The organism is Aequorivita sp. 609, from assembly GCF_014212065.1.
Classification (GTDB): domain Bacteria; phylum Bacteroidota; class Bacteroidia; order Flavobacteriales; family Flavobacteriaceae; genus Aequorivita; species Aequorivita sinensis.
Genome location: NZ_JACJVM010000004.1, coordinates 53,124 through 74,919, shown reverse-complemented (window position 1 = coordinate 74,919; position 21,796 = coordinate 53,124). Strand labels below are relative to the sequence as shown.

The window sequence follows — 21,796 nt, the reverse complement described above, 5'->3', positions numbered from 1 at the left end:
ACGGCACTTCAAACTGGCTCAACTATTATCTTGGGTTTTGAGTATATAATAAAACACAAAAAATTTATATACGCCGCTATAGCTATGTGTATTATATGAAACTGGTTTCATTGTCTATTGATAAAATCATAATTTATTCTTGTCTTATTTAAAAATAAATTGTATTTATGCAGTATCATTACGAGTTTCTTAATTGAAACAGCAACCTGCCCAAACAGGCGAAGGTGCTAAAACGATGAGCCGGTCCAGGAAAAATATGTTATCCTACACATTTCATTTGTTTTTTGTAATGGTTTAATTTTTTAATTAAATCTATTATGGAACATCTTTTATCAAGCAGAAGAGAGAGAGAACTGAATATCTCAAACTTCTTAGAAGTTTTTGAAAACTTGTCTGATGAAGAACTCATAGACAATTACAAAAGTGCGCATACAGCCAATATTGAGGGCGTACATTTACAAGCTTTACGTTTAATAGCTATTCGTAAAGCAATTATTAGGAGGTTTAATAAAACTCCAAATGATTTCAAAGACACTATTTTAAACATTAATGAAGGCTCTGGAATTCCAAATTTAAGCCTAGAAATAGAAGACCCAAAAATTCAAATCGCCAAGGAGATAAAGAAAAAATTTGCTACACAAACAGATACGGAATCTCAGGTAATTATTCATATCGATTTAGGTCCATATCGCGATGTTCAAAGATTGCGAATTTGGAATAACACTTACCTAAAATGCCATCAGACTGCAAGGAAGTCTAAAATGCTTTTTAGTGAAAATATCGCAGTATATCCTAACTGGTGCTTTGTTAAGCCTGGGACAATTTTCTCGTTCACTTTAATCTTCGAAAATCTTCCTAAAGACTGTCTCGCTTTTGATTTAATTGAAGATATACCAGAAATGGGTGGTTTCTTTTTCAAAGGAATAAGGAGGAACAATTCGAACGTTTATCATTTACGGATGTAGGAAAGTTTAAACGATATATAGCAACCTTAAAAAATACAAGAATTATTAAGGTGAAAGATTACCACCAACTATCACCTCCACAACTTATAATTAATAAATAATATGAATCCCACTAATGTCAATTTAAGCAATTCAAAAATCTCACAACCAATTGATGTGATTTTCTCTTCTATAGAAAAAGATTTTATTGATGTATCAGAAATCATTACACAAGATAGATTTCCTTATTTGTTATGTTTACCTGCTGAGAATGTCGTGGCTTTATTAGATTTCACCAATGTATCACCCTATGAGATTTGGTATTTTGATGAAGAATTTAAATTCTCTGGAAAAGGATTTAGTTTGATTTCGAGTAAAGGTTCTTTTAGAATTCAAACACTTGCTAAGTATATTGTATTGTGGAATAGAGAAAGCCAGTATTATAAAAAGTATGGGGCATTTAAATGTGATGAAATTTGTTTGATGGAATAAACTTGAATTTATGAGAAATAATAATAATACATTGGAAAACAGGCAAGAGTTTTTAGATAACGACCAGATGCCCATCGTCTTTTCAAGTCTAATAATAAATGTAGCCTCGGTCAACAAGAAGTTTGGAACATTGAAAGATTTTATGACAAAGTTTGATTTAAATGGACAGACTAATGGGAAACTATTAGTTGTAGCTGAGATGGTCTCTCCACCTTACAACCTTATACAAATTGTTGAAAATCGGCTTCGCCCTTTGGGTTTTGTAAATAAACGGGATTATGTATTTGCTGATGAAGAGTTAATACATGGTGCTGGAGATACATATTCACCTTACCTTAATCAGCCTCACCCTACTTGTAAAAATATTCCTTGGTTAGGCAGTTTAATAAATGCTGATGGGAACTTCGTCTGGTATAAGGAAAAGGTTGAGAAGGAGGTTCGAGAGGTTGATTTTCCAATCGTTAAATTTAATGTATGGAAAGAAATAGGTGTACAGAAGGCAGAGCAATCTGTATTAAGAAATATCAAAATGAAACATGGGGCTATTCCAGAGTCTAGATTAAAATATATGAAGAAACTGATTGAACTTGACGAAATGGGTCTTATCGAATTGTTTAATACGTACGTTGGGCGAACGCATTTCAGCATTGAAATGCAAAGCGATATAATGCTACTTCAGGATGAGCTATTAAAAAGGGATTTAGATTACAGTGCTATTTACGATGGTAAATCATTCTCGTTTGTTAAGAAGATAAAATTAGATGGGCAAAAAGTAATAACTATATAGAAAACCAAACTTATGAAGCACAAACATCACATAGTATTTTTTACCGGTGCAGGGATTAGTAAAGAAAGTGGCATTCCTACATTTAGAGACAATAACGGACTCTGGTCTAACCATAAGCTTGAAGAAGTAGCCTCTATAGAAGGGTTTAACAAAAACCCACAACTTGTATTGGATTTTTATAATGAAAGAAGAAGAGAGGTTGAAAAAGCTCAACCAAACTTAGCGCACAAATTAATTGCTGAATTAGAAGATAGGTATGAAGTGTCTGTTATTACACAAAATGTAGACAACCTACACGAAAGAGCTGGCTCTACAAATGTTTTGCATTTGCATGGTGAACTGACCAAATGTAGAAGTATTAAAGATAAAAACCATATTTACCCGTACACTAAAGATATTCAACTTGGTGATTTGGCAGCCGATGGAGGTCAATTAAGACCACATATAGTATGGTTTGGGGAAGAAGTTGCTGAAATTGAGAAAGCCATTACAATAGCTGAAACGGCAGATTTGTTTGTTATTGTTGGAACTTCAATGGTAGTGCAACCAGCGGGATCATTGTTACTGTCTGTTCCTGTAGATGCTCAAACAGTTTATATTGATATAAAGCCTGATGTGGAAAAAGGTATAAATTTATTAGTACTACAGGAGAAAGCTACAACTGGAGTAAAGTTGTTGGTTGAAGAGTATCTGCCTTAAACATTAGAACTTTTATTTTAATAGTTTTTTTATTGTGTAACCGAAAAGATTACAATAAAAAGTGTGATCTCCATAGGCACCAGTCCTGCAAATAGAAAACCACGGACTGCGTCCTTGCTTTGTAATTTTATTCCGAAATTTTGAGCGAGCTCAATTTCTCCATAAAACAACAAAACCACGCCTATCGGCGTGACTTTCTATGTGATCAGTGGAGCCGGGGAGGTTACAATAAAAAATGTGATCTCCATAGGCACCAGTCCTGCAAATAGAAAACCACGGACTGCGTCCTTGCTTTGTAATTTTATTCTGAAATTTTGAGCGAGCTCAATTTCTTCATAAAACAACAAAACCACGCCTATCGGCGTGACTTTCTAAGTGATCAGTGGAGCCGGGGAGATTCGAACTCCCGTCCAAACGTGCAACCATAATGCTTTCTACATGCTTAGTTTTCATTTAGATTTTCGTGAGATTGCCGGTCGAAAACTACCAACGCACTCCTTATCTTTACTTGAGCTTCACGATGCCATCAAAGCACTAGCATCGCTAGGTTTACTTTTACGAAGCCACTAAATCAACCGCCGTAAACCAAGGCCGTTGAGTGACTTCCTGCTTGCCCACCTTGTGGGCCGAGGCACATCCTACTATGATTCGGATTATGCAGCTAGGGCGTAGTTATTCTCGCCGTTTAAAAAGTGTGAAATATGATATTTACGAGCTATATCCCAGCGCTCGGCATGCTTACAATACAATTAGACCCGCTGTCAAAACCAGTCGGCCCCATTTATTTGTCAGTGATTTTCAGAGAATTAACAGAAATAAACAACGTTTACGCTACTTTTTCTCTATTATCTAGCTACTAACTAACGTGCAAAGATACAAGAAATCTATTACATTTGCGTTCTTATAAATTCCAATACTCATTTTTGTTCAAAAAATATACCAAAATGCCAATAACCTTTGCTATTATAAAAGAACGTAAGAATCCGCCAGACCGTCGCGTAGTTTTTTCACCAGAAAAATGTCAAGAAGTCATAAAAAAGTTTCCCGATGCACGAATTATCGTGGAATCTTCAGATGTTCGTATTTTTTCTGATGAGGCCTACCGCAATGCAGGATTTGAAGTTCTAGAGGATGTGTCAGAGGCAGATGTAATGTTGGGTGTAAAGGAAGTTCCCGTAGAGGCATTAATTCCTAATAAAAAATATTTCTACTTCAGTCATACTATTAAAAAGCAGCCGTATAATCGTAAGCTATTAAAGGCTATGTTGGAGAAAAATATAGAAATGTTCGATCATGAAACTATAGTAAATAAATCTAATAAGCGATTAATTGGATTTGGTTATTACGCTGGACTAGTTGGTGCTTATAATGGTATTAGAGGCTTAGGTTTACGCGATAATTTATACGATTTACCTAAAGTTGAAAACCTGCCAGATTTAAAAGCTGTAAAAGCAGAATTGGATAAAATTACCATCCCGAATATGAAAATTGTTCTTTCAGGAACAGGTAAAGTAACTAAAGGAGCAAAAAGAGTTTTAGACCATTTAAAAATTCGTGAAGTAAGTGATGAAGATTACCTTACGAAAGAATTTGATGAGCCTGTTTATTGTTTGATTGATGTTTCTGAATACAATAAACGTAAAGATGGGGGTGAGTTCAATAAAAGGGAATTTTATAAAGATCCTTCAGGTTATGAAAGTGATTTTATGAAATATGCAAAAGTGAGCGATATGTTTATTTCTGGACACTTCTATGGAAATAATGCTCCATATCTTTTTACTAGAGAAGATGCTAGAAACCCTGAATTTAAAATCAACTTTGTCGCTGATGTTTCTTGTGACATCGATGGTCCTGTTGCCTGTACAATTCGAGCTTCTACAATCGCAGACCCTTTTTATGGATATGACCCTATAACCGAAAGTGAAACTAAATTAGGCGCTCCTGGATCTATAGCTGTAATGGCTGTAGATAACTTACCTTGCGAATTACCTAAAAATGCAAGTGAAGGTTTTGGCGAAATGTTTTTTGAACACGTAATACCAGCGTTTTTTAATAACGATAAGGATGGTATTTTGAAACGTTCGCAAATGACAACCGGCGACGGAAAACTTACTTCAAATTTTGAGTACCTAAAAGATTATGTAAATGGTGTTGAGTAGATACTCATTTACATAATTGCAAAAAAAATTCTAAATTATTGAACGAGATAAAAAAATAGGAATTGTAACAGGAGCTGCTTCTGGCTTGGGATACGAACTTGCTTTATTATTAGCAAAGGATGGGTATGATTTAATTTTAGCAGATATTGATGCTGACAAACTGCAACAAGCTAAAGAAAATCTCGCAAGTCAATACGCTTCAGAAATTCAACTTATTGTAAAGGACTTGAGTAAGAGTAATGTTGCAGAACAAATTTTTGAAGCTACTCAAGGCAAACCTATAGACGTATTAATCAATAATGCAGGTTTTGGAATATTTGGAACTTTCAGCAATACCGATTGGCAGCGTGAAATGGATATGCTAAACCTTCACGTGATGACTACAACACATTTAACCAAGTTAGTTTTAAAAGGAATGCTTGAAAGAGGTGAGGGGAAAATTTTAAACATGTCCTCTCTTGCAGCATTTCAGCCTGGGCCTTTAATGTCTTTGTATTATGCATCAAAAGCGTATATACTTTCCTTTTCAGAAGCTATTGCCAATGAGCTAAAGGGTTCAGGGGTTACGGTTACTTGTTTATGTCCTGGACAAACCAATACATCATTTCAACAAGTAGTTTCAAATGGTGCAGATGTATCGAATAATAAAATTAAATTTAATATTGGATGTCCTAAAGAGGTAGCTAAATATGGTTATGAAGCAATGCTCAAGGGAAAAGTTGTGGCAGTTCCAGGTAAAATTAATAGGTTTCTATCTAGACTTCCTCGCTTTCTACCGAGACGTACTTCAACAGCAATAATTCGTAAAATACAAGAAAAAAATCGGGATTAATAGTGGTTTATTACTATTGAAAGTTAAATTCTTTTTAAGTGAATAGGCTCTTCGTTTTGAACTTTAATTAGTTCAGTAAAAAATTCTTGTAGTGATTTATAAGCTTCTGGAGCAAAACTTGGATTGTTCAGCTTTACGCTAAGTCTGATATTTATTTTACTCCCTGAAACATCGTAAACCACTGAAAACTCGCCATCATTTTCTGGAAGTTTTAAAATCTTATTGGCAGGAACTTTTTCAATTTTATACTGATCGTTGACATCTATAGCTATTAAGTAATTGTTCATTACGGGAAAACCAAAATCTATAGGGAAAATTCTTTCTCTTTTCACAAAAGGATTTTCACCAAAATATGTTTCCATTAAAAACGGATATAGAAAAAGATTATCTGCTATTGGCTGTTCGTGAAGCGCTAATTTAAAGGTCTCTTTATACGGCTTGTCTAAGTCTTTTTCATTTTCAATTTTAAGATCTGAAATTTCCAAGCTTTCATTTCTACTTTGTTTCTTTCTGTCGATTATATCTTTTCTGTAATCGTTGTACTCTTTTCGCTCTACAACCGATACATATCCTGTAGAGACTTGACTTGCTTTCCCGGTGAATAATCCAGATTCGTCTGCAGTAAGTTGCATATTTACATAATGCAGGTTTTTGTTAAAAGGAATGATTTTTTCCCAATAACTACCTTTGTTAAAGTCCATTAAACGCCCTTCTGTGCTAAGAGCGCGGAAGGGTAAGACGCCAAAGGGTGTGAATTTGTCTGTCGCATCTAGAAAGTACTTGTTATCTTGAATTTCTAAGACTACAATTGCATAAATAAAATCGGCAATTACAGGGTATTGCTTTGTAGGGAGGGCGTAATCTCGTGTAGAAATAAGCATTGTATTTACATTCAGACCTGCTGCATCAAGTGCGTTGTATAGAGCGAAATTAATCTCATGACTGTTTCCAGATTTTTCATTAAAAGCATCTTTAACGCGCACTTCTTCCGAATACCCATATCGCCCATTCCAATTCATATTGCTTTGAATGTAGTAGTAAATGTCTTTTGCCTTTTCCACCTTATCTTGCTTTGAAAATAGGGAAGCTGGAAGTTCATTTTTAAAAAACTTGGAATGCTTAAGTTGTCGTCCGTAATCTTTATCATATTGAAAATGTTTATCTACATCTTTCCATTCATTGGTATATCGGTGAACTGTTCGGTTAAAGTCTACAAATTCAATAAGCTCATATTTCATGCTAGCTAAATAGTTGTCGGGAGAAAGCATAAACTTCTCCTCTTTTACGGCTGGTACATTTATCATAGCGTAAGTCGCTTTTTCACAATCGGCGTGAACATCAAAGCCTTCAATAGAGAAGCAGGCTTTAGATTTAATTGCGTCATTAATATATAAAGGTAGATTTCCGTAAAGCGTTCTATTGTATTTAAAATTACCAGGAATGTCGGTATACAGTTCTACATATAATTTTGGAAGTGGTCCTTGAAATTTCCAACCTCGAATATTTGAAAAGTAAGTAGATTCTACTCGGTAGGTATATTCTAAAATACTACCGTTCTGTATGTTTGGGAAAGTAAATTTTTTAATCGACCATTTGGGGGTTTCATCTGTAGTAAAAATATCCTTATCACTTACAAATGTTTTTACAGCACCATTATGGGTTATCGCGGTAATCTTAGTGACCTTCTCACTGTTATTCTTTTTGTTGTAAAATGGTATTCTTACTGTCGCTTGATCGAATTTACTAATGTCAAACACTTTTGTTTTTACGTGAACCTCTTTAATTAGTTTCACCTGATTATCCACTAGTTCTACATAATTCTTAGCGCTTTCAAAAAGAACAACTCCAGCTGCTTCAGGATCTTGATGGTACGAGTTTATTTCGAAGTCTTCGGAAGTAGGTTCGCCAAATACCGCAGTTTTTCGTGTTTGTGAAAATGTAAAAGTGAAAACAAATAAAAATAAAATTAGGATACTGTGTTTGAAGTAAGGCATATTGGTATTATAAGGAATGGTTGGATTATATTTTTTTTAAAATTATGGGTTCATCTTTAAGCATGGTAACCATAGTGCCAAAAAATTCTTTGAGGGCTGGGTATGCTTCGGGAGCATAACGATATGAATTTAATTTCATATTAAAACGAATATTCACTTTGTTGCCATCAGCTATATAGGTTACAGAACATTCGCCATCGTCACCTTGAAGTTTTATGCTTCTACTAGAAGGGAGGTGTTCTACCTGATATTCTTCACCTAAATCTATAGAAACCAGATAGGTATTGGTAAATGGAAATCCAAAGTCTATAGGATAATTTCGCTTATCTAAATTAAATGGGTTTTTAGAAATATAGGTTTTATTGAAAAAAGGATGAAGTATTACTTTGTCGCCTACTATTTCAGCTTCAACAGTTACCTCATAGTTCTCTTTAAGCGGTTTCTCAATATTATTAAGCTCCTCTATTTGAAAGTTTTCAACCTCAATCCCAGCTCTTTTATTTTCTTGATTTTTTATGTATTGTTGAAGAGTTACTTCTTCAATAGCATTTCGTTTTTCAAATCCTATATAGCCATAATTAGCCTGATTTACTACTCCTTTAAAATGTCCGTTGCTCTCGGCCGAAATTTTTGAATGTGCAAATAGAATGTTTTTATTATAAGGTTTTATAGGCATCCAATAACTGCCTTTGTTAAAGTCCATTACCCGACCGTCAATGTTAAGAGCGCGAAATGGAATTATACCGAAAGGTGCTTGCTTATTGGTAGCGTCTAATAATATAAACTCATCGTTTATCATTAGTACCGATATTACATAGTTAAAATTTGAAAGTATCGGATAAACTTTTGTGGGTAAGCCATTTTTACGTGTAGACAATAACACAGGTTTAGCTTTAAGACCTGCGGCTTCGAGAGCATTAACTAAAGATAAATTTATAGCAGATACACTTCCTAATTTATCTTTGAAAGCTTCTTTTACGTTTACATTATAGTTAAAGTACTGTCCATTCCAAGTGTATTCATTTTGAATAAAACTATATACAGCTTTAGCCCGTTCTAGTTCGTTTTCAATATTTAAAATATCTTTTGGTAATTTTCTTCTAAAATAGTTTTTTTGAACAAGTTGATCACCAAAATCCTCGTCCTCTTTAAATAGCTTATCTATATCATTCCAATTTCGGGTAAAAACTTGTTTTTTCCATTCAACATTAAAACTCTTAAATGATACTGGTTCATAAACTATTCTTGAAACGTAATTTTTTTTTCCAAGCATATATTCTTCTTCGCTAAAAGAGGGAACATTCTCCATTGAGAATAAGTGAACTTCAGAATCAACTCTTTTATCATTTGGAAGCTTAAAACCATTCTCTTTGAGGGCCGTGTTGTTAATTACTAATTGCTGATCACCATATAATATACGGTTATACTTAAAATTGACAGGCATTACTGTTTGAAACAAACTATAAATTGTAGGTAGTTCATGTTGAAACTCCCACCCATCTAGGTCATAAAAAAACGGAGTTAATTTTGTGTATTTGTATTCTAAAATACTTCCATCTTGAACATTTGGAAAGGTGAATTTTAATGATTTTCTAGTATTAGACTCCTCTACAGTAAAGAATGCACTTTCGGGAACATGGCTTTGGTCGGTGCCATTGTGAGTTATAGCTTCATATTCTAATACTTCTTCTTTATACCTGCCATTTCCTTCATAATAAGAAATAGTTACATCTGTATAATTAAACTTTTTAGCATTTAAAACTTTAATCTTTCTATAAACTTCTTTAACAAGATAAATACCAATTCCAACAGACTTAGCGTAATAGTTTCCCGATTCATATAAAATCACACCTGGAGAATCAGGTTCAGGATTATATTTATTTATTGCAAAATCATGACTAGTGGGTTCTCCAAATTTTTTGTAACGTGGACTTTGAGCATGCAAGGAATAAAAGCTTAGAAGTAAAACTAGAAAAAAGACCCTTTCAGAATTCATAAAACTAATAACAGATATCCTTCGCAAAATAAAATATTTATTACCGCTAAAAAACTTTTTCAGTGGTTTTAAGGGAAAAAGGTACTATCCAAAAAAATATTTTACTCTAACAATTAAATCTCTAAAAGTGTTTTAGACAAAGTAATACGTAGTTTTAAGCTTCTTAAGATTAATGGCTTATGTTCCTTTTTGTTTATTTAGTATAAAAAATTCTCATTTTTTTAAAAATAGGGGGATTTCCCCCTTGTAAGATGATTACAAATGAAGCACCTTTGTACCACTAGACATTAATTGGGGAGTTAATATGTAGTATTCTAAAAAAAGGTTGTCTTTAATAGACAGCCTTTTTTATTTTAAAAACTTCGCGTTTGATTTTAAAGGAATGTTTTGTTGCTCAATGAAAGTAGGTCAGGAACAATAATATTCGAGTGAATCGACCAAATATCTTTCTTCTTGTTTATATCGACCGAGTGAAGCAGGGACCTCTTTGTATATTTTTTCATTAAAATATTGAAAATCAGGGGTTAATTGGAAATTTAGGGGGATTTACCTCTTGTTTTGTATGTGTAATTAAACTGATATTTGAATACTTATTTAATTGGGGAGTTATTAAGTATCATATCTAAATTCTTATAGCTTAATTGTTACGTAGAATTGGATATAAAATGTAAGAGTCTTTTTTATAAAGATTTTTAGCCAAAAGTGCCCTACCAATTTGAGGAGATGGTAGGGCGCTTTATTTTATTTATAAATTATATATAGCTTCTGCAGCTAATCCTTATTCTTAAATAGGATTACAGTTATAGTTGGTTAATTGTTTTTCTAATCGCTACAAGATCTGATAGTAATTTTTCAAGCAAATTTAGATTTAACATATTGGCACCATCGCTTTTTGCATTTGCAGGGTCGAAGTGGGTTTCAATAAATATTCCATCTACGCCAGTTGCAATTCCAGCCTTTGCGATTGTAGAAATCATTTCTGGGCGTCCACCTGTAACTCCAGCCGATTGATTTGGTTGTTGTAAACTGTGAGTCACATCTAAAACTACTGGCGCGTATTGTTTCATAGTAGGAATTCCTCTAAAGTCCACAATCATATCCTGATAACCAAACATCGTTCCGCGGTCGGTAATAATTACTTGCTCGTTATTGGAGTCGGTAACTTTAGTAACCGCGTGCTTCATGCTCTCAGGACTCATAAATTGTCCTTTCTTCAAATTCACAACTTTTCCTGTATTAGCAGCAGCCACAACTAAGTCTGTTTGACGAACCAAAAATGCAGGGATTTGCAATACATCAACATATTCCGCAGCCATTGCTGCATCACTTACTTCGTGAATATCGGTAACTGTTGGTACATTAAAAGTGTTGGATACTTTTTTAAGAATCTTCAATGCTTTTTCGTCGCCAATTCCTGTGAAGCTATCAATCCTACTTCGGTTTGCTTTTTTAAAACTTCCCTTAAAGATGAAAGGGATTTCAAGCTTGTCGGTAATTTTTACAATTTTTTCGGCAATCTGCATTGCCATTTCTTCACCTTCAATAGCACAAGGTCCTGCAAGTAGGAAAAAGTTGTTAGAATTGAGGTGTTTTATATGGGGGATTAATTCAAGTTTCATATTTTATTTTTAACACTGTAAAGATAGTTATTTTACACTTCTGATATATTGCATATATTATTTGATGTTAATAATTGAAAATTAACTTGTTTGCTCAAATAAAAATAAAATGTTAACTTTTGTTTCTAATCCACTTATAAACACTACTTTTGCACCCTCCAAAAAAAAGGAGGAAGTTTATGAAAATTAAAAACATCGCCATTATTGCCCACGTTGACCACGGTAAAACTACCCTGGTTGATAAAATTATGCACCACTGTAGTCTTTTCCGTGAAAACGAACAGTCTGGTGAGCTTATCTTAGATAACAACGACCTTGAACGTGAAAGAGGAATTACTATTACATCAAAAAACGTTTCTGTAGTTTATAAAGACACAAAAATAAATATTATCGATACTCCTGGTCACGCCGATTTTGGTGGTGAAGTAGAAAGAGTATTGAATATGGCCGACGGAGTATTACTTTTAGTAGATGCTTTTGAAGGTCCAATGCCACAAACTCGATTTGTATTACAAAAAGCTATCGATCTAGGTTTAAAGCCTTGTGTGGTTGTAAATAAAGTAGATAAAGATAACTGTACTCCAGATGAGGTACACGAATCTATTTTCGACCTAATGTTCGAATTAGGTGCCGAAGAATGGCAACTTGATTTCCCTACTGTATATGGTTCGGCAAAACAGAACTGGATGAGTACAGATTGGCAAAAACCAACCGATTCTCTTGAACCATTATTAGATATGGTTTTAGAACACGTACCTTCTTTTAAAGCTGAAGAGGGATCGCTACAAATGTTGATTACATCTTTAGACTTTTCTTCATTCACAGGAAGAATCGCAATTGGTCGTTTACAAAGAGGTGTATTGAAAGAAGGTTTACAAGTAGCCTTAGTGAAGCGAGATGGCTCAATTGTAAAGTCAAAAATTAAAGAAATCCACACTTTTGAGGGGATGGGCCGTAAGAAAGTTACGGAAGTACAACCTGGAGATATCTGTGCTTTAGTAGGTCTTGAAGGTTTCGAAATTGGTGATACTATTGCCGATGCGGAAAATCCTGAAGCACTACAAACAATAGCGATTGATGAGCCTACAATGAGTATGCTTTTCACTATTAACGATTCACCTTTCTTTGGAAAAGATGGAAAATTCGTTACATCGCGCCACATTAAGGAAAGACTTGAAAAAGAATTAGAGAAAAACCTTGCGTTGCGTATGCTGCCGACGGATAGTGCAGATAAATTTATGGTTTTTGGCCGTGGCGTTTTGCACCTTTCAGTTTTAATTGAAACAATGCGTCGTGAAGGTTATGAACTTCAAATTGGACAACCACAAGTTATCGTTAAGGAAATTGACGGTGTAAAATGTGAGCCAGTTGAAGAAATGACTATCGATTTACCTGAAACCGTAAGTGGAACCGCTATTAATATGGTTACCATTCGTAAAGGGGAAATGTTGAGTATGGAAGGAAAAGGAGACCGTATGGTTTGTAAATTCGTAATTCCATCTCGTGGTATTATTGGTTTGCGTAACCAATTACTTACAGCAACAGCAGGTGAAGCAATTATGACGCACCGTTTTCTAGAATATCAACCGTTAAAAGGTGGAATTCCCGAAAGACAAAACGGATCTTTAGTTTCTATGGAAACAGGAACAGCTATCCCTTATTCTATAGATAAGTTACAAGATAGAGGTAAGTTTTTTGTAGATCCAGGTGAAGATATTTACGAAGGGCAGGTAATTGGTGAAAACTCTCGTCAAGATGATATGACAGTTAACATCACTAAAACTAAAAAACTTTCGAACGTACGTTCTTCTGGAGCTGATGATAAAGCGAAGATTGTTCCTGCAATTAAGTTTTCATTAGAAGAAGCTTTAGAGTACATTCAAAAAGATGAATACGTTGAGGTTACTCCAAACCACTTGAGAATTCGTAAAATTCACTTAAAAGAGGTTGATCGTAAGAGAAACAAAATATAATTAAAGGTAAATAACCTTTTTATAGAGGACGTAAGACAATTGATTTTAGTTTTTAAACTAAACTCAAGTCTTACGTCTTTTTTTTTGGAACAATCTTTTTGCAAATGCATCAGACCTAATGTAAGCTAATGGCTATATTTGCAAAAAAAAATATCTTAAGATTAATTCCCGAACTTTTATGGCCGAAATGCTTTTTAATCCTTACTTAGAATTAATTTTTGACGAACACTTTTGTTTTCTTACAGGAGATTTAACAAATGAAAAAATGTCGGTTTTCCCTCAGTGGTTAATGGATCATTTTAAGTTTGGAGATGAAAAGATTGAGATGATGGATAAAACCAAGTCTTATACGTATGCCGATTTGGAATTACCGTGTTCACCTAAAGTGAAAAAAGCTTTTGATGAATTAGACCTTAAAATTCAAGAAGCATACAAAGATGGCTATGAAGGAATGGCAGCGCTCGACGAGGAGCTTATTTTCCAATGGTCGGGTAGAATGGTGTATGGCCTGCTTTATTACGAAATGCTATATGAAAGGGATAGGCTATTACGCTTAGGCGAAGATTTTAAACTCTCGCTAGCCCTAAGAGAACACTTTGGACAATTTCACTTAATGCTTCAATCTATTATCGAGCCTGTTTCATTTGTTGGAAAAAAGCCTTGGAGTATTGCAATTTTCCCGCTTAAATATTCAGCAGATATTTTTAGCTATCGCGATGATGCCATTAACCTGATGTTCTCGTTTGGTGTAAATGGCTTCGGATTTATTGCTTGTTTGCAAGACGCTGGTATCATTGGTGAAAGTCAAAAAGATATTCTAGATAAAATGAAAGGAAACGTATTGCATCCTATTCAATTTGAAGAGTTATATGCACGTTTCCACTATTCCGACTATATTCTACAGTACAAACCTGAGTTTAATATTGAAAGCGGCGAAAATGGGATTACTATTGAAGCGCTTCCAATAGAAGGTACTGCCGAAAAACCAATTTTTGGATTTTGGGATGAAAACATTTTTGCACAGTTGCTTTCTAATTATTGGAGTGTTTATGGTATAGAGCGAGAAGATATTCTCAGGTTTCAGAAACCACCGCTAAGTTTTTTAGAAAATCCGTATTCTAAAGATTTCATCAAACCAGAAACTATTACTTTACCTTTTTAGAAGCTCTTGAGTATTTAAATTATTACAACAAGCATTTAAGAAAAGCTATTATTTTTTTAATCCTAGGATGCTGAAAAATAAGCTAAACAAAATCACTTGCACGCCTAATAGCATTAGGGTAATTGCGGGGATAACGCTTCGAAGGGTAGAAGTGTTTTCTATATCTCCAAAATTTATTGCTTGCCAATCAAAATAGGCAGAAAAGCTTAGTATTATGCCAATTATCACTAGTATAGCCCCAACAATCAACCCTTTCTCTAAATTGATTAATTTAAAGAGTTTATCATATTTATTCGATTTTGGGAGCAATTCATTTTCTACAGTAAACACTTTAGTAAGGCCATAAAAAAGAATAAATTGAAAGCCAATCAATATAAAACCTGAAGTGAAGAGAAGTGTATGAACTCCAAAATTTACTGAGCCTATACTTACCGTTCCAAACAGTAAAAAGCTAGAAGTTATAATCCCAAAGATAAAAAGTAATAATCCTGGGATTAAAAAGAGCCAATTAGGACTGTAAAGCACTAAAAACCGTAAATGTCTCCATCCATCTCGCCAAGTATTTAAATGTGGAGGGCGGGAGCGTCCATCTGGAGAGAGAACGGTGTTAACCTCAGTAATTTTTAAGTCTTTAAGGCTGGATTTTACAATCATTTCACTGGCAAACTCCATTCCCGTAGTTTTAAGCTCCATTTTGTAATAGGCTTCTTTACTAAACCCACGCAGACCACAATGAAAATCTCCAATTTTACTTTTAAAGAATAGCCTTCCAATAAATGAGAGCACAGGATTCCCTAAGTATTTATGAAGAAAAGGCATAGCCCCTTTTTTAATACCACCTTTAAAACGGTTACCCATTACTAAATCATACCCTTCACGAAGTTTAATCACATAAGGCATTAGGTTGCTAAAGTCGTAACTGTCATCAGCATCACCCATAATTACATACTTTCCATTTGCAGCTTCAATGCCTCCGCGTAAGGCGCTTCCATACCCTTTTTGAGGCACATTAACCACCGTTGCGTTTAGTTCGGTTGCAATTTTTTGAGAACCATCGGTACTGCCATTATCCGCAATAATTACTTCCCCATTAATATTTTCGCGTTCAAAAAATGATTGCGCTTTATTTATACAAACTGCAAGTGTTTCAGCTTCGTTCAGACACGGCATTACTATGCTTAGTTCTATATTCATCTTGTGTAGGTTAATTTTTTAGAGAGTAATACTATAATAATAAATGCCATTGCAAAATTATAGAATACATACCTCATAATTGTATGAACTGCCACAGCTACAATTAATGCATTAGATAATATTAAAAGACTTCCAAAAAACAGTAAACCGTTTTCTAAATTAAATTTTTTCAAACATTTTAAGCCGCTGTAAATACAGATAATAACAAAGAAAATAAAAATAAATACCGAATAAAAGCCGTTCATTACACTGGTGTAATAAAGCGAAATATAATCTATAAAATGTGCTTTTAAGAGTACCGGAAACATTTGTTTCGCAGCAATTTCTGTATCTATAGCGCTTTTAAAGGGATCGTTTTCATCTTTGTAATATTCCCTCCCTATATTGTGAAAACTTTGATTGCATATATAAGGAAAGTTATCGTGAAAAACTTGATATTTTTGGCTATAACCCCCTTTAACTTTGGTGCTCAATAACCCTAAACTATCAATGCGTTTATACGTTTTAAGAAAGATAGCTTTATGGGCTGGGTTTTCAAAAAGTGAACTGTCTTTTTTCTCTGAAATATACAGAGGAAGCGTAAGAGCATTTGTAAAAGTAAAGGGTGTAGTAATAAAGTGTTTATGAACTGCTTTTCTATAAGTGGCGTCTAGGGTGTTGGTTATTATAGGTAGTAGGATAAGCAACAGCAAATATTTTAAATGCGATTTTCTGAAAATGTTTTTCTTGTGTTTCAGAAGTAAGAGGAAAACAATAATTGGAACGATAATTACAAACTGCCCACGAGTTAGTGCTAAAGCAATAAAGACGGCTGAAAAAAAATAAATTCTTTTTGTCTTCTCTCTAAATAGAAAGTCTATTGCGAAGGATATTAATAATAAATATAGCGGGTACGAAAGTCCTTCGGAAGCTAAGTTGTTTGCGGTAAGTAAGGGAGGAAATATCGGAAATAATAGTATTGCAAATAATAGCAACTCCAATACAAAGTTTAGTTTCAGTAAATTTGAAATGTTTTTAAAGAAAACTTGAATAGAACCTAAAACGAATAGTAATTGAAAAGCCACAACGGCAGTCCAATAATTATTGCCAAAAATAAATTCGAATCCTCTTAAAAACAGCGGGTAGATGGGGTATCGAAATACATCCAGATGCCAATAGCTTCCAGTGTCTGGCGAATATATTGGAGGTTGAAAAACAAAATATATAAAAACGCCAATATATAGTAATAGCCATAAAATATCCTTTTTTGAAACTTTTGTAAACTTTAAAGAATATTTCAATTAATTGGAGGTTTTAATATATTATTTATAGAACTGTAAAACTAAAAATAAATTTTAGTTTTACAGGATAATGTAAAATGTCATTTTTAAAAGCAAAATCATTGGACACTAGTACTTTTACCGTAAAAAAATATGCGCCTGAAGATAAAGCTTTGTGGAACAACTTTGTGATGTCTTCAAAAAACGGCACATTTCTATTCCATAGAGATTTTATGGACTATCATTCCGATCGTTTTGAAGACTACTCGCTTATTGTTTACAAGAAAAACAAAGTAGTAGGCGTATTCCCTGCCAATGTGATAGAAAACAAAGTTTACTCACATCAAGGGCTAAGTTACGGCGGGATAATTCTCAAGACTTCGGTTAAGTTTAAAGAGACGGCTCTTATTTTTAAAAGTATTTTAAAGTATTTGTATGAAGCGGAGATTGTTGAGGTTGTCATAAAGCAAACGCCTAGAATATATCATCGGGTGCCTTCAGACGAATTAGATTGGTTGTTTAATATTGTGGAAGCAAAGCCTTATCGCGTAGATTTACTTTGTGTAATTGATAATAGAAACCCGATTAAAATTGCGTCTAATAGAATGGAAGGGGTTAAAAAAGGAATTAACCAAAACCTTAAAATTGAAGAGACTGATGATTTTGAAGGGTTTTGGAATCAAATTCTTACTCCAAACCTCTCACTGAAACACGGAGCTTCGCCTGTTCATAGTTTGGCGGAAATTAAATTATTAGCTAATTCTTTTCCTAAAAACATTAAGCAATTTAATGTTTATAAAGATACTGTAATTGTTGGCGGCGCAACTATCTTTGAAACAGATACAGTTGCACACGCGCAATATATTTCGGCTAATCAGGATAAACAACAACTGGGCACTCTGGATTTTTTATTTGAATACTTGTTGCGAGAGCGCTTTGCTAAAAAGTTGTATTTTGACTTTGGAGCTTCCAACGAAAATCAAGGAAAAAATATTAACGAAGGTTTACTTTATTGGAAAGAATGTTTTGGCGGTAGAAGTATCGCGCAATCTTTTTATAAAGTGAAAACTTCAAACTATAAAAACTTAGAATCCATTTTTGTATGATTCCATTTCTAGATTTAAAAAGTATAAATCAACGCTTTGAAACAGCCTTTCAGAATAGCTTTCAAAAGTTTTTAGATTCAGGCTATTATATTTTGGGAAGCCAAGTAAAGCTCTTTGAAGCCAATTTTGCGCGCTATTGTGGTACAAATCATTGTGTGGGTGTAGGAAATGGATTGGATGCCTTACGATTGATTTTAGAAGGGTACAAGGTTCTTGGGAAGCTAAAAGAGAACGATGAGGTGCTAGTAGCCTCCAATACATATATAGCCACGATACTCGCCATTAAGCAAGCGGGATTAAAACCTGTACTTGTAGAAGCAGATTTAGACACTTACAATTTTGATTTAATTTCCTTACAAAATTCAATTTCAGGTACCACAAAAGCAATTATGCCTGTGCATCTTTACGGGCAGATTTCAGCTATAGATGAAATTTTAACGATTGCTAAAGAAAACAATCTTTTGGTGATTGAAGATGCTGCCCAAGCCCATGGGGCAATAGCAAATAATGGAAAGCGAGCTGGGAATCTTGGGGATGCTGCGGGGTTTAGTTTTTACCCAACCAAAAATCTTGGCGCTTTAGGCGATGGGGGAGCGGTTACCACGAACGACGATGCCTTAGCCGAAGTAATTACTAAACTTCGTAATTATGGCGCTACCACTAAATATGTAAATGAAATTTCAGGGTTCAATTCTCGACTTGACGAGCTTCAAGCCGCTTTTTTGAATTGTAAGTTACCTTACTTAGACGATGATAATGAACGCAGAAGAACGATTGCGAAAAAATATACAGCTGAAATTAGCAATAAAAAGATAGTCCTTCCAAAATACGACGGAAGTGATAGTCATATTTTTCACTTGTTTGTTGTTCGCGTTGATAATAGAAACGGATTTATAGATTACTTGGATAGAAATGGAATTGGTCATTTAATACATTACCCAATTCCACCCCATAAGCAAGAAGCCCTTTCAGAATATTCACATTTGAGTTTTCCAAATACTGAAAAGATTCATGACGAAGTGATAAGTATTCCAATAAGTCCGATAATGACTGATGCTGATGTGGAAAAGATTATAAAAACTTTAAACGCATACTAGTTGAAGATTCCAGGTTTTATAAAGAGGAATTTATTGTTGAAGATGACCTCTTTGAATGCAGGGGTGATCTTTATTAGATTGGTTGTTTCTGCTATCATCCAACGATTATTGACCGAGTATGTTGGGCCTGTCGGGCAGTACAAAATAGGGCAACTCAGAAGTTTCTCGCAGCTTTTAACTTCGGTTACTTCATTAGGGACATTTAATGGAATTGTAAAATACATTGCAGTATATAAAAATGAGGAAATAAAGTTACAACGTTTATTTTCTACGGTTTTTGTATTTTTAATTATAGGTGTTTCGACAACAAGTACAGTACTGTTATTGTTTTCTTCAGAAATAAGCACGTATTTATTTTCAACTACAGAGTTTTCATTTTTAGTGAAATTAATTGCTGTAATCGTTCCATTTATAGCTGTTCAAAGAATCTTTAATGGTATAATCAACGGTCTTTCCGAATATAAGAAATTTGCTAAAATTGAATTGTTTAGCTATCTGTTAAGTACAATTTTAACAGTTTTTTTTCTCTTTCAGTTCAATCTAGAGGGGGTTTTAGTGTCAATTATAATTACTCCTGTTATTCAGGTTTCGGTAATGTTGTTTTTTTTTATTAAGGTTCTCAGGGAATATATTCAGTTTAAAAGCTTGAGAATAAAAGCTCCCATGGCAAGAGCACTCTTGGCTTTTACCTTAATGTCTTTTGTTTCGTCAGTTCTAATCCCTCTAGTAGATATTGATATTCGCGCCATGCTGGAAGATAAAATTTCGGGACGGGAGTCTGGTATCTGGACTAATATGACTTTTATTTCCAATAATTACATGGTTTTTTCAGCTTCAATTTTTACCCTGTACGTAATTCCGAAATTTGCTGGAATTCACAGTGCCGAAAATTTTAAAAAAGAAGTGCTGTCTATTTATAAAGTGCTTCTGCCTCTTTTTGCAGGAGGGATGGTATTGGTTTTTTTATTTAGAAATATAATTATAGAGTTAATTTACCCGGGGCAAGTCGAAATGGCCGAACTTTTTAAATGGCAATTGATGGGTGATTTTGTTCGGTTAGCTTCTTTGGTTTTGGCACATCAATTTTTGGCTAAAAAACTAGTAATAAACTATGTATTCACTGAAATACTCTCCATTGCTTTGTTTTATGGATTTGCCAATTATTTGGTTAATAGTTATGGAATGGAGGGGATTGTTATGGCACACTTCTTTAGATATGTAATTTACTTTTTGGTAGTTTTATTTTTAATAATACGTTATTTCAGAAAAAATAAAATAAAAGCTGAGGTTTAAGTAGATTTCCAAACATCGAGATATTTTTCAGCAACTATTATATAGTTGTGTTCTTTTTCAATAAACTTCCTTGCATTAAACCCAATGCTTTCAATTTTGTCAGGATTTAAAACTAGATATTCAAGTTCTTCAGCAATTTTTTTAGCATCGGGTAGTGCATTTATGGCTACTCTTTCCTTAAGCTTAAAATGCTCCATAAATTCTTTTTCGGCTCCTCCAAACACTACTTTACCACGAGACATAGCTTCCAGGGCATTATAACCCTGATCGTAAGCGTAAACATTGTCCATTAAAATATCACAATGCTCTAATTCTTTTACATATTGGCTAAACGGCAAGTTTTTGGAGCGTTTAATTTCAACTAGATCAGGATATTTCTCTTCGATTATATCTAATGCTTCATCAAAAAATCGATATCCCTTCTTCTCATAGTTCATTGTGTTTATTCCAAACAGGATTCTAATTTTTCTGTTTTCAATTTTAATGGGAGTATATTCTTCTGAAATTATAATTGGATTCGGAATAAGTGCTGCAACCTTGTCCCAACCTCGCCAGGGAATCACATAATCCATATCGCTTGGGATAACAGCTTTTGCATTTTTATATACAAAGTGAAACAGTTCTTTGTAGGGTTCGGTAAGGTATTTTAAGGCAAAATCTGCCTTCATTTTTGAATTTGGCTCTAAATAGGGCGTAAGCATATGGTAGCGCATACTGCCTTCTAGATATGAATTTATAACCGGATAATCATCGCCACAACCCATTAAAAACACCTTTCCATTCTGTGCAAATAGTGTTTTTAGAAGCTTTATTTCAGATTCAGGATAGGTGCCAATACTATGCGAATTTATGAGTTGAACAACATCATAATCTTTAAGTTTCGGCAGTAATTTTTTAAAACGATAGCCTATTTCCCATTGTGCGGGATCTTTTTTAAAGAGACGTAACCATATTTTTCTAAACAATAAAGGGAAAGTTTTATCACTTAGCCATTCTGCTCTAATGCTTTCATCTACAGGAAATTTTTTAAACATATCGCCAGTACCCACAAGCGTTACTTCGTGTCCTAAAACCTCTAATCCTTTTTTTAATGAATTGTGCAGTCGGCTATATTCACCTATTAATAAAACTTTCATCGGTATGTAATATTCTCTATTTTATTATTTCGATTTCGATTTCAACTTCGATTT

Annotated in this window: 17 protein-coding genes, 1 other RNA gene and 1 riboswitch; of the genes, 11 read left to right on the top strand and 7 right to left on the bottom strand. The window is 34.0% G+C overall.

Going from position 1 to position 21,796, the window contains the following annotated elements:
* Positions 1-170: 170 nt before the first annotated feature.
* Positions 171-266, top strand: a riboswitch (SAM-I-IV-variant riboswitch).
* Between the two features lie 51 nt (positions 267-317).
* The 4 genes from H4O20_RS02450 (at position 318) to H4O20_RS02435 (ending at position 2,922) form a co-directional block, all read left to right on the top strand.
* The gene (locus H4O20_RS02450; RefSeq protein WP_185098171.1) at positions 318-965 is read left to right on the top strand and encodes a hypothetical protein; all 648 of its coding nucleotides are present in this window, start codon (positions 318-320) and stop codon (positions 963-965) included.
* Between the two features lie 102 nt (positions 966-1,067).
* The gene (locus tag H4O20_RS02445) at positions 1,068-1,436 is read left to right on the top strand and encodes a hypothetical protein (protein WP_185098170.1); all 369 of its coding nucleotides are present in this window, start codon (positions 1,068-1,070) and stop codon (positions 1,434-1,436) included.
* A gap of 10 nt (positions 1,437-1,446) precedes the next feature.
* Positions 1,447-2,223, top strand: a complete 777-nt coding sequence (locus H4O20_RS02440) for a hypothetical protein (RefSeq protein WP_185098169.1) — start codon at positions 1,447-1,449, stop codon at positions 2,221-2,223.
* A 12-nt stretch (positions 2,224-2,235) separates the two neighbouring features.
* Positions 2,236-2,922, top strand: a complete 687-nt coding sequence (locus tag H4O20_RS02435) for a Sir2 family NAD-dependent protein deacetylase (protein ID WP_139856259.1) — start codon at positions 2,236-2,238, stop codon at positions 2,920-2,922.
* 380 nt (positions 2,923-3,302) lie between these two features.
* Here H4O20_RS02435 and ssrA read toward each other — a convergent pair.
* Positions 3,303-3,701, bottom strand: a transfer-messenger RNA (tmRNA) gene (gene ssrA, locus H4O20_RS02430).
* Between the two features lie 171 nt (positions 3,702-3,872).
* Here ssrA and H4O20_RS02425 point away from each other — a divergent pair.
* Together H4O20_RS02425 and H4O20_RS02420 are read left to right on the top strand one after the other, a co-directional pair.
* On the top strand, positions 3,873-5,081 hold the full coding sequence (locus H4O20_RS02425) for an NAD(P)-dependent oxidoreductase (RefSeq protein ID WP_185098176.1): 1,209 nt from the start codon (positions 3,873-3,875) through the stop codon (positions 5,079-5,081).
* Between the two features lie 34 nt (positions 5,082-5,115).
* A complete protein-coding gene (locus tag H4O20_RS02420) occupies positions 5,116-5,913 on the top strand; it encodes an SDR family oxidoreductase (RefSeq protein WP_139856258.1) in 798 nt (265 codons plus the stop codon).
* A gap of 23 nt (positions 5,914-5,936) precedes the next feature.
* On the opposite strand, the gene H4O20_RS02415 is transcribed toward H4O20_RS02420, so the two are convergent.
* The 3 genes from H4O20_RS02415 to kdsA all read right to left on the bottom strand — a co-directional run bounded on the left by H4O20_RS02415 (position 5,937) and on the right by kdsA (position 11,522).
* Positions 5,937-7,907 (bottom strand): hypothetical protein, encoded by a 1,971-nt coding sequence (locus tag H4O20_RS02415; RefSeq protein WP_185098168.1) that lies wholly within the window; start codon positions 7,905-7,907, stop codon positions 5,937-5,939.
* 25 nt (positions 7,908-7,932) lie between these two features.
* Positions 7,933-9,852: a DUF3857 domain-containing protein gene (locus tag H4O20_RS02410; RefSeq protein WP_185098167.1), complete on the bottom strand. Its 1,920-nt coding sequence runs from the start codon at positions 9,850-9,852 to the stop codon at positions 7,933-7,935.
* A gap of 851 nt (positions 9,853-10,703) precedes the next feature.
* On the bottom strand, positions 10,704-11,522 hold the full coding sequence (kdsA, locus tag H4O20_RS02405; RefSeq protein WP_139856255.1) for a 3-deoxy-8-phosphooctulonate synthase: 819 nt from the start codon (positions 11,520-11,522) through the stop codon (positions 10,704-10,706).
* A gap of 179 nt (positions 11,523-11,701) precedes the next feature.
* Between kdsA and typA the strand changes: the two genes are divergently transcribed.
* Complete coding sequence (gene typA / locus H4O20_RS02400) at positions 11,702-13,495, top strand: translational GTPase TypA (RefSeq protein ID WP_139856254.1); 1,794 nt, start codon at positions 11,702-11,704, stop codon at positions 13,493-13,495.
* Between the two features lie 178 nt (positions 13,496-13,673).
* Positions 13,674-14,657: a hypothetical protein gene (locus tag H4O20_RS02395; protein ID WP_185098166.1), complete on the top strand. Its 984-nt coding sequence runs from the start codon at positions 13,674-13,676 to the stop codon at positions 14,655-14,657.
* Positions 14,658-14,705: 48 nt separating this feature from the next.
* Here the strand turns inward: H4O20_RS02395 and H4O20_RS02390 are convergent, their stop codons facing one another.
* Complete coding sequence (locus tag H4O20_RS02390) at positions 14,706-15,851, bottom strand: glycosyltransferase family 2 protein (protein WP_185098165.1); 1,146 nt, start codon at positions 15,849-15,851, stop codon at positions 14,706-14,708.
* A complete protein-coding gene (locus tag H4O20_RS02385) occupies positions 15,848-17,131 on the bottom strand; it encodes a glycosyltransferase family 39 protein (RefSeq protein WP_185098164.1) in 1,284 nt (427 codons plus the stop codon). Before H4O20_RS02385 ends, H4O20_RS02390 begins: the two co-directional genes overlap by 4 nt.
* 77 nt (positions 17,132-17,208) lie before the next feature.
* Here H4O20_RS02385 and H4O20_RS02380 point away from each other — a divergent pair, with 77 nt between their 5' ends.
* The 3 genes from H4O20_RS02380 to H4O20_RS02370 are packed head-to-tail and all read left to right on the top strand — an operon-like array spanning position 17,209 to position 20,606.
* Complete coding sequence (locus H4O20_RS02380) at positions 17,209-18,216, top strand: GNAT family N-acetyltransferase (protein ID WP_185098163.1); 1,008 nt, start codon at positions 17,209-17,211, stop codon at positions 18,214-18,216.
* Positions 18,213-19,313, top strand: coding sequence for a DegT/DnrJ/EryC1/StrS aminotransferase family protein (locus H4O20_RS02375; RefSeq protein WP_185098162.1), 1,101 nt, complete (start codon positions 18,213-18,215; stop codon positions 19,311-19,313). The genes H4O20_RS02380 and H4O20_RS02375 overlap by 4 nt, the downstream gene beginning before the upstream one ends.
* Positions 19,314-20,606, top strand: a complete 1,293-nt coding sequence (locus tag H4O20_RS02370) for an O-antigen translocase (RefSeq protein ID WP_185098161.1) — start codon at positions 19,314-19,316, stop codon at positions 20,604-20,606.
* On the opposite strand, the gene H4O20_RS02365 is transcribed toward H4O20_RS02370, so the two are convergent.
* The gene (locus tag H4O20_RS02365) at positions 20,603-21,742 is read right to left on the bottom strand and encodes a glycosyltransferase (RefSeq protein WP_185098160.1); all 1,140 of its coding nucleotides are present in this window, start codon (positions 21,740-21,742) and stop codon (positions 20,603-20,605) included. The two genes, H4O20_RS02370 and H4O20_RS02365, sit on opposite strands and share 4 nt — an antisense overlap.
* Positions 21,743-21,796 lie beyond the last annotated feature (54 nt).

Excerpts from the sequence above, each read along its gene's own strand:
- H4O20_RS02440 (WP_185098169.1), top strand. The coding sequence starts at position 1,447 with ATGAGAAATAATAATAATACATTGGAAAACAGGCAAGAGTTTTTAGAT.
- H4O20_RS02435 (WP_139856259.1), top strand. The coding sequence starts at position 2,236 with ATGAAGCACAAACATCACATAGTATTTTTTACCGGTGCAGGGATTAGT.
- H4O20_RS02375 (WP_185098162.1), top strand. The coding sequence starts at position 18,213 with ATGATTCCATTTCTAGATTTAAAAAGTATAAATCAACGCTTTGAAACA.
- H4O20_RS02445 (WP_185098170.1), top strand. The coding sequence starts at position 1,068 with ATGAATCCCACTAATGTCAATTTAAGCAATTCAAAAATCTCACAACCA.
- H4O20_RS02365 (WP_185098160.1), bottom strand. The coding sequence starts at position 21,742 with ATGAAAGTTTTATTAATAGGTGAATATAGCCGACTGCACAATTCATTA.
- kdsA (WP_139856255.1), bottom strand. The coding sequence starts at position 11,522 with ATGAAACTTGAATTAATCCCCCATATAAAACACCTCAATTCTAACAAC.
- H4O20_RS02450 (WP_185098171.1), top strand. The coding sequence starts at position 318 with ATGGAACATCTTTTATCAAGCAGAAGAGAGAGAGAACTGAATATCTCA.
- H4O20_RS02395 (WP_185098166.1), top strand. The coding sequence starts at position 13,674 with ATGGCCGAAATGCTTTTTAATCCTTACTTAGAATTAATTTTTGACGAA.
- H4O20_RS02380 (WP_185098163.1), top strand. The coding sequence starts at position 17,209 with ATGTCATTTTTAAAAGCAAAATCATTGGACACTAGTACTTTTACCGTA.
- H4O20_RS02390 (WP_185098165.1), bottom strand. The coding sequence starts at position 15,851 with ATGAATATAGAACTAAGCATAGTAATGCCGTGTCTGAACGAAGCTGAA.
- H4O20_RS02415 (WP_185098168.1), bottom strand. The coding sequence starts at position 7,907 with ATGCCTTACTTCAAACACAGTATCCTAATTTTATTTTTATTTGTTTTC.
- typA (WP_139856254.1), top strand. The coding sequence starts at position 11,702 with ATGAAAATTAAAAACATCGCCATTATTGCCCACGTTGACCACGGTAAA.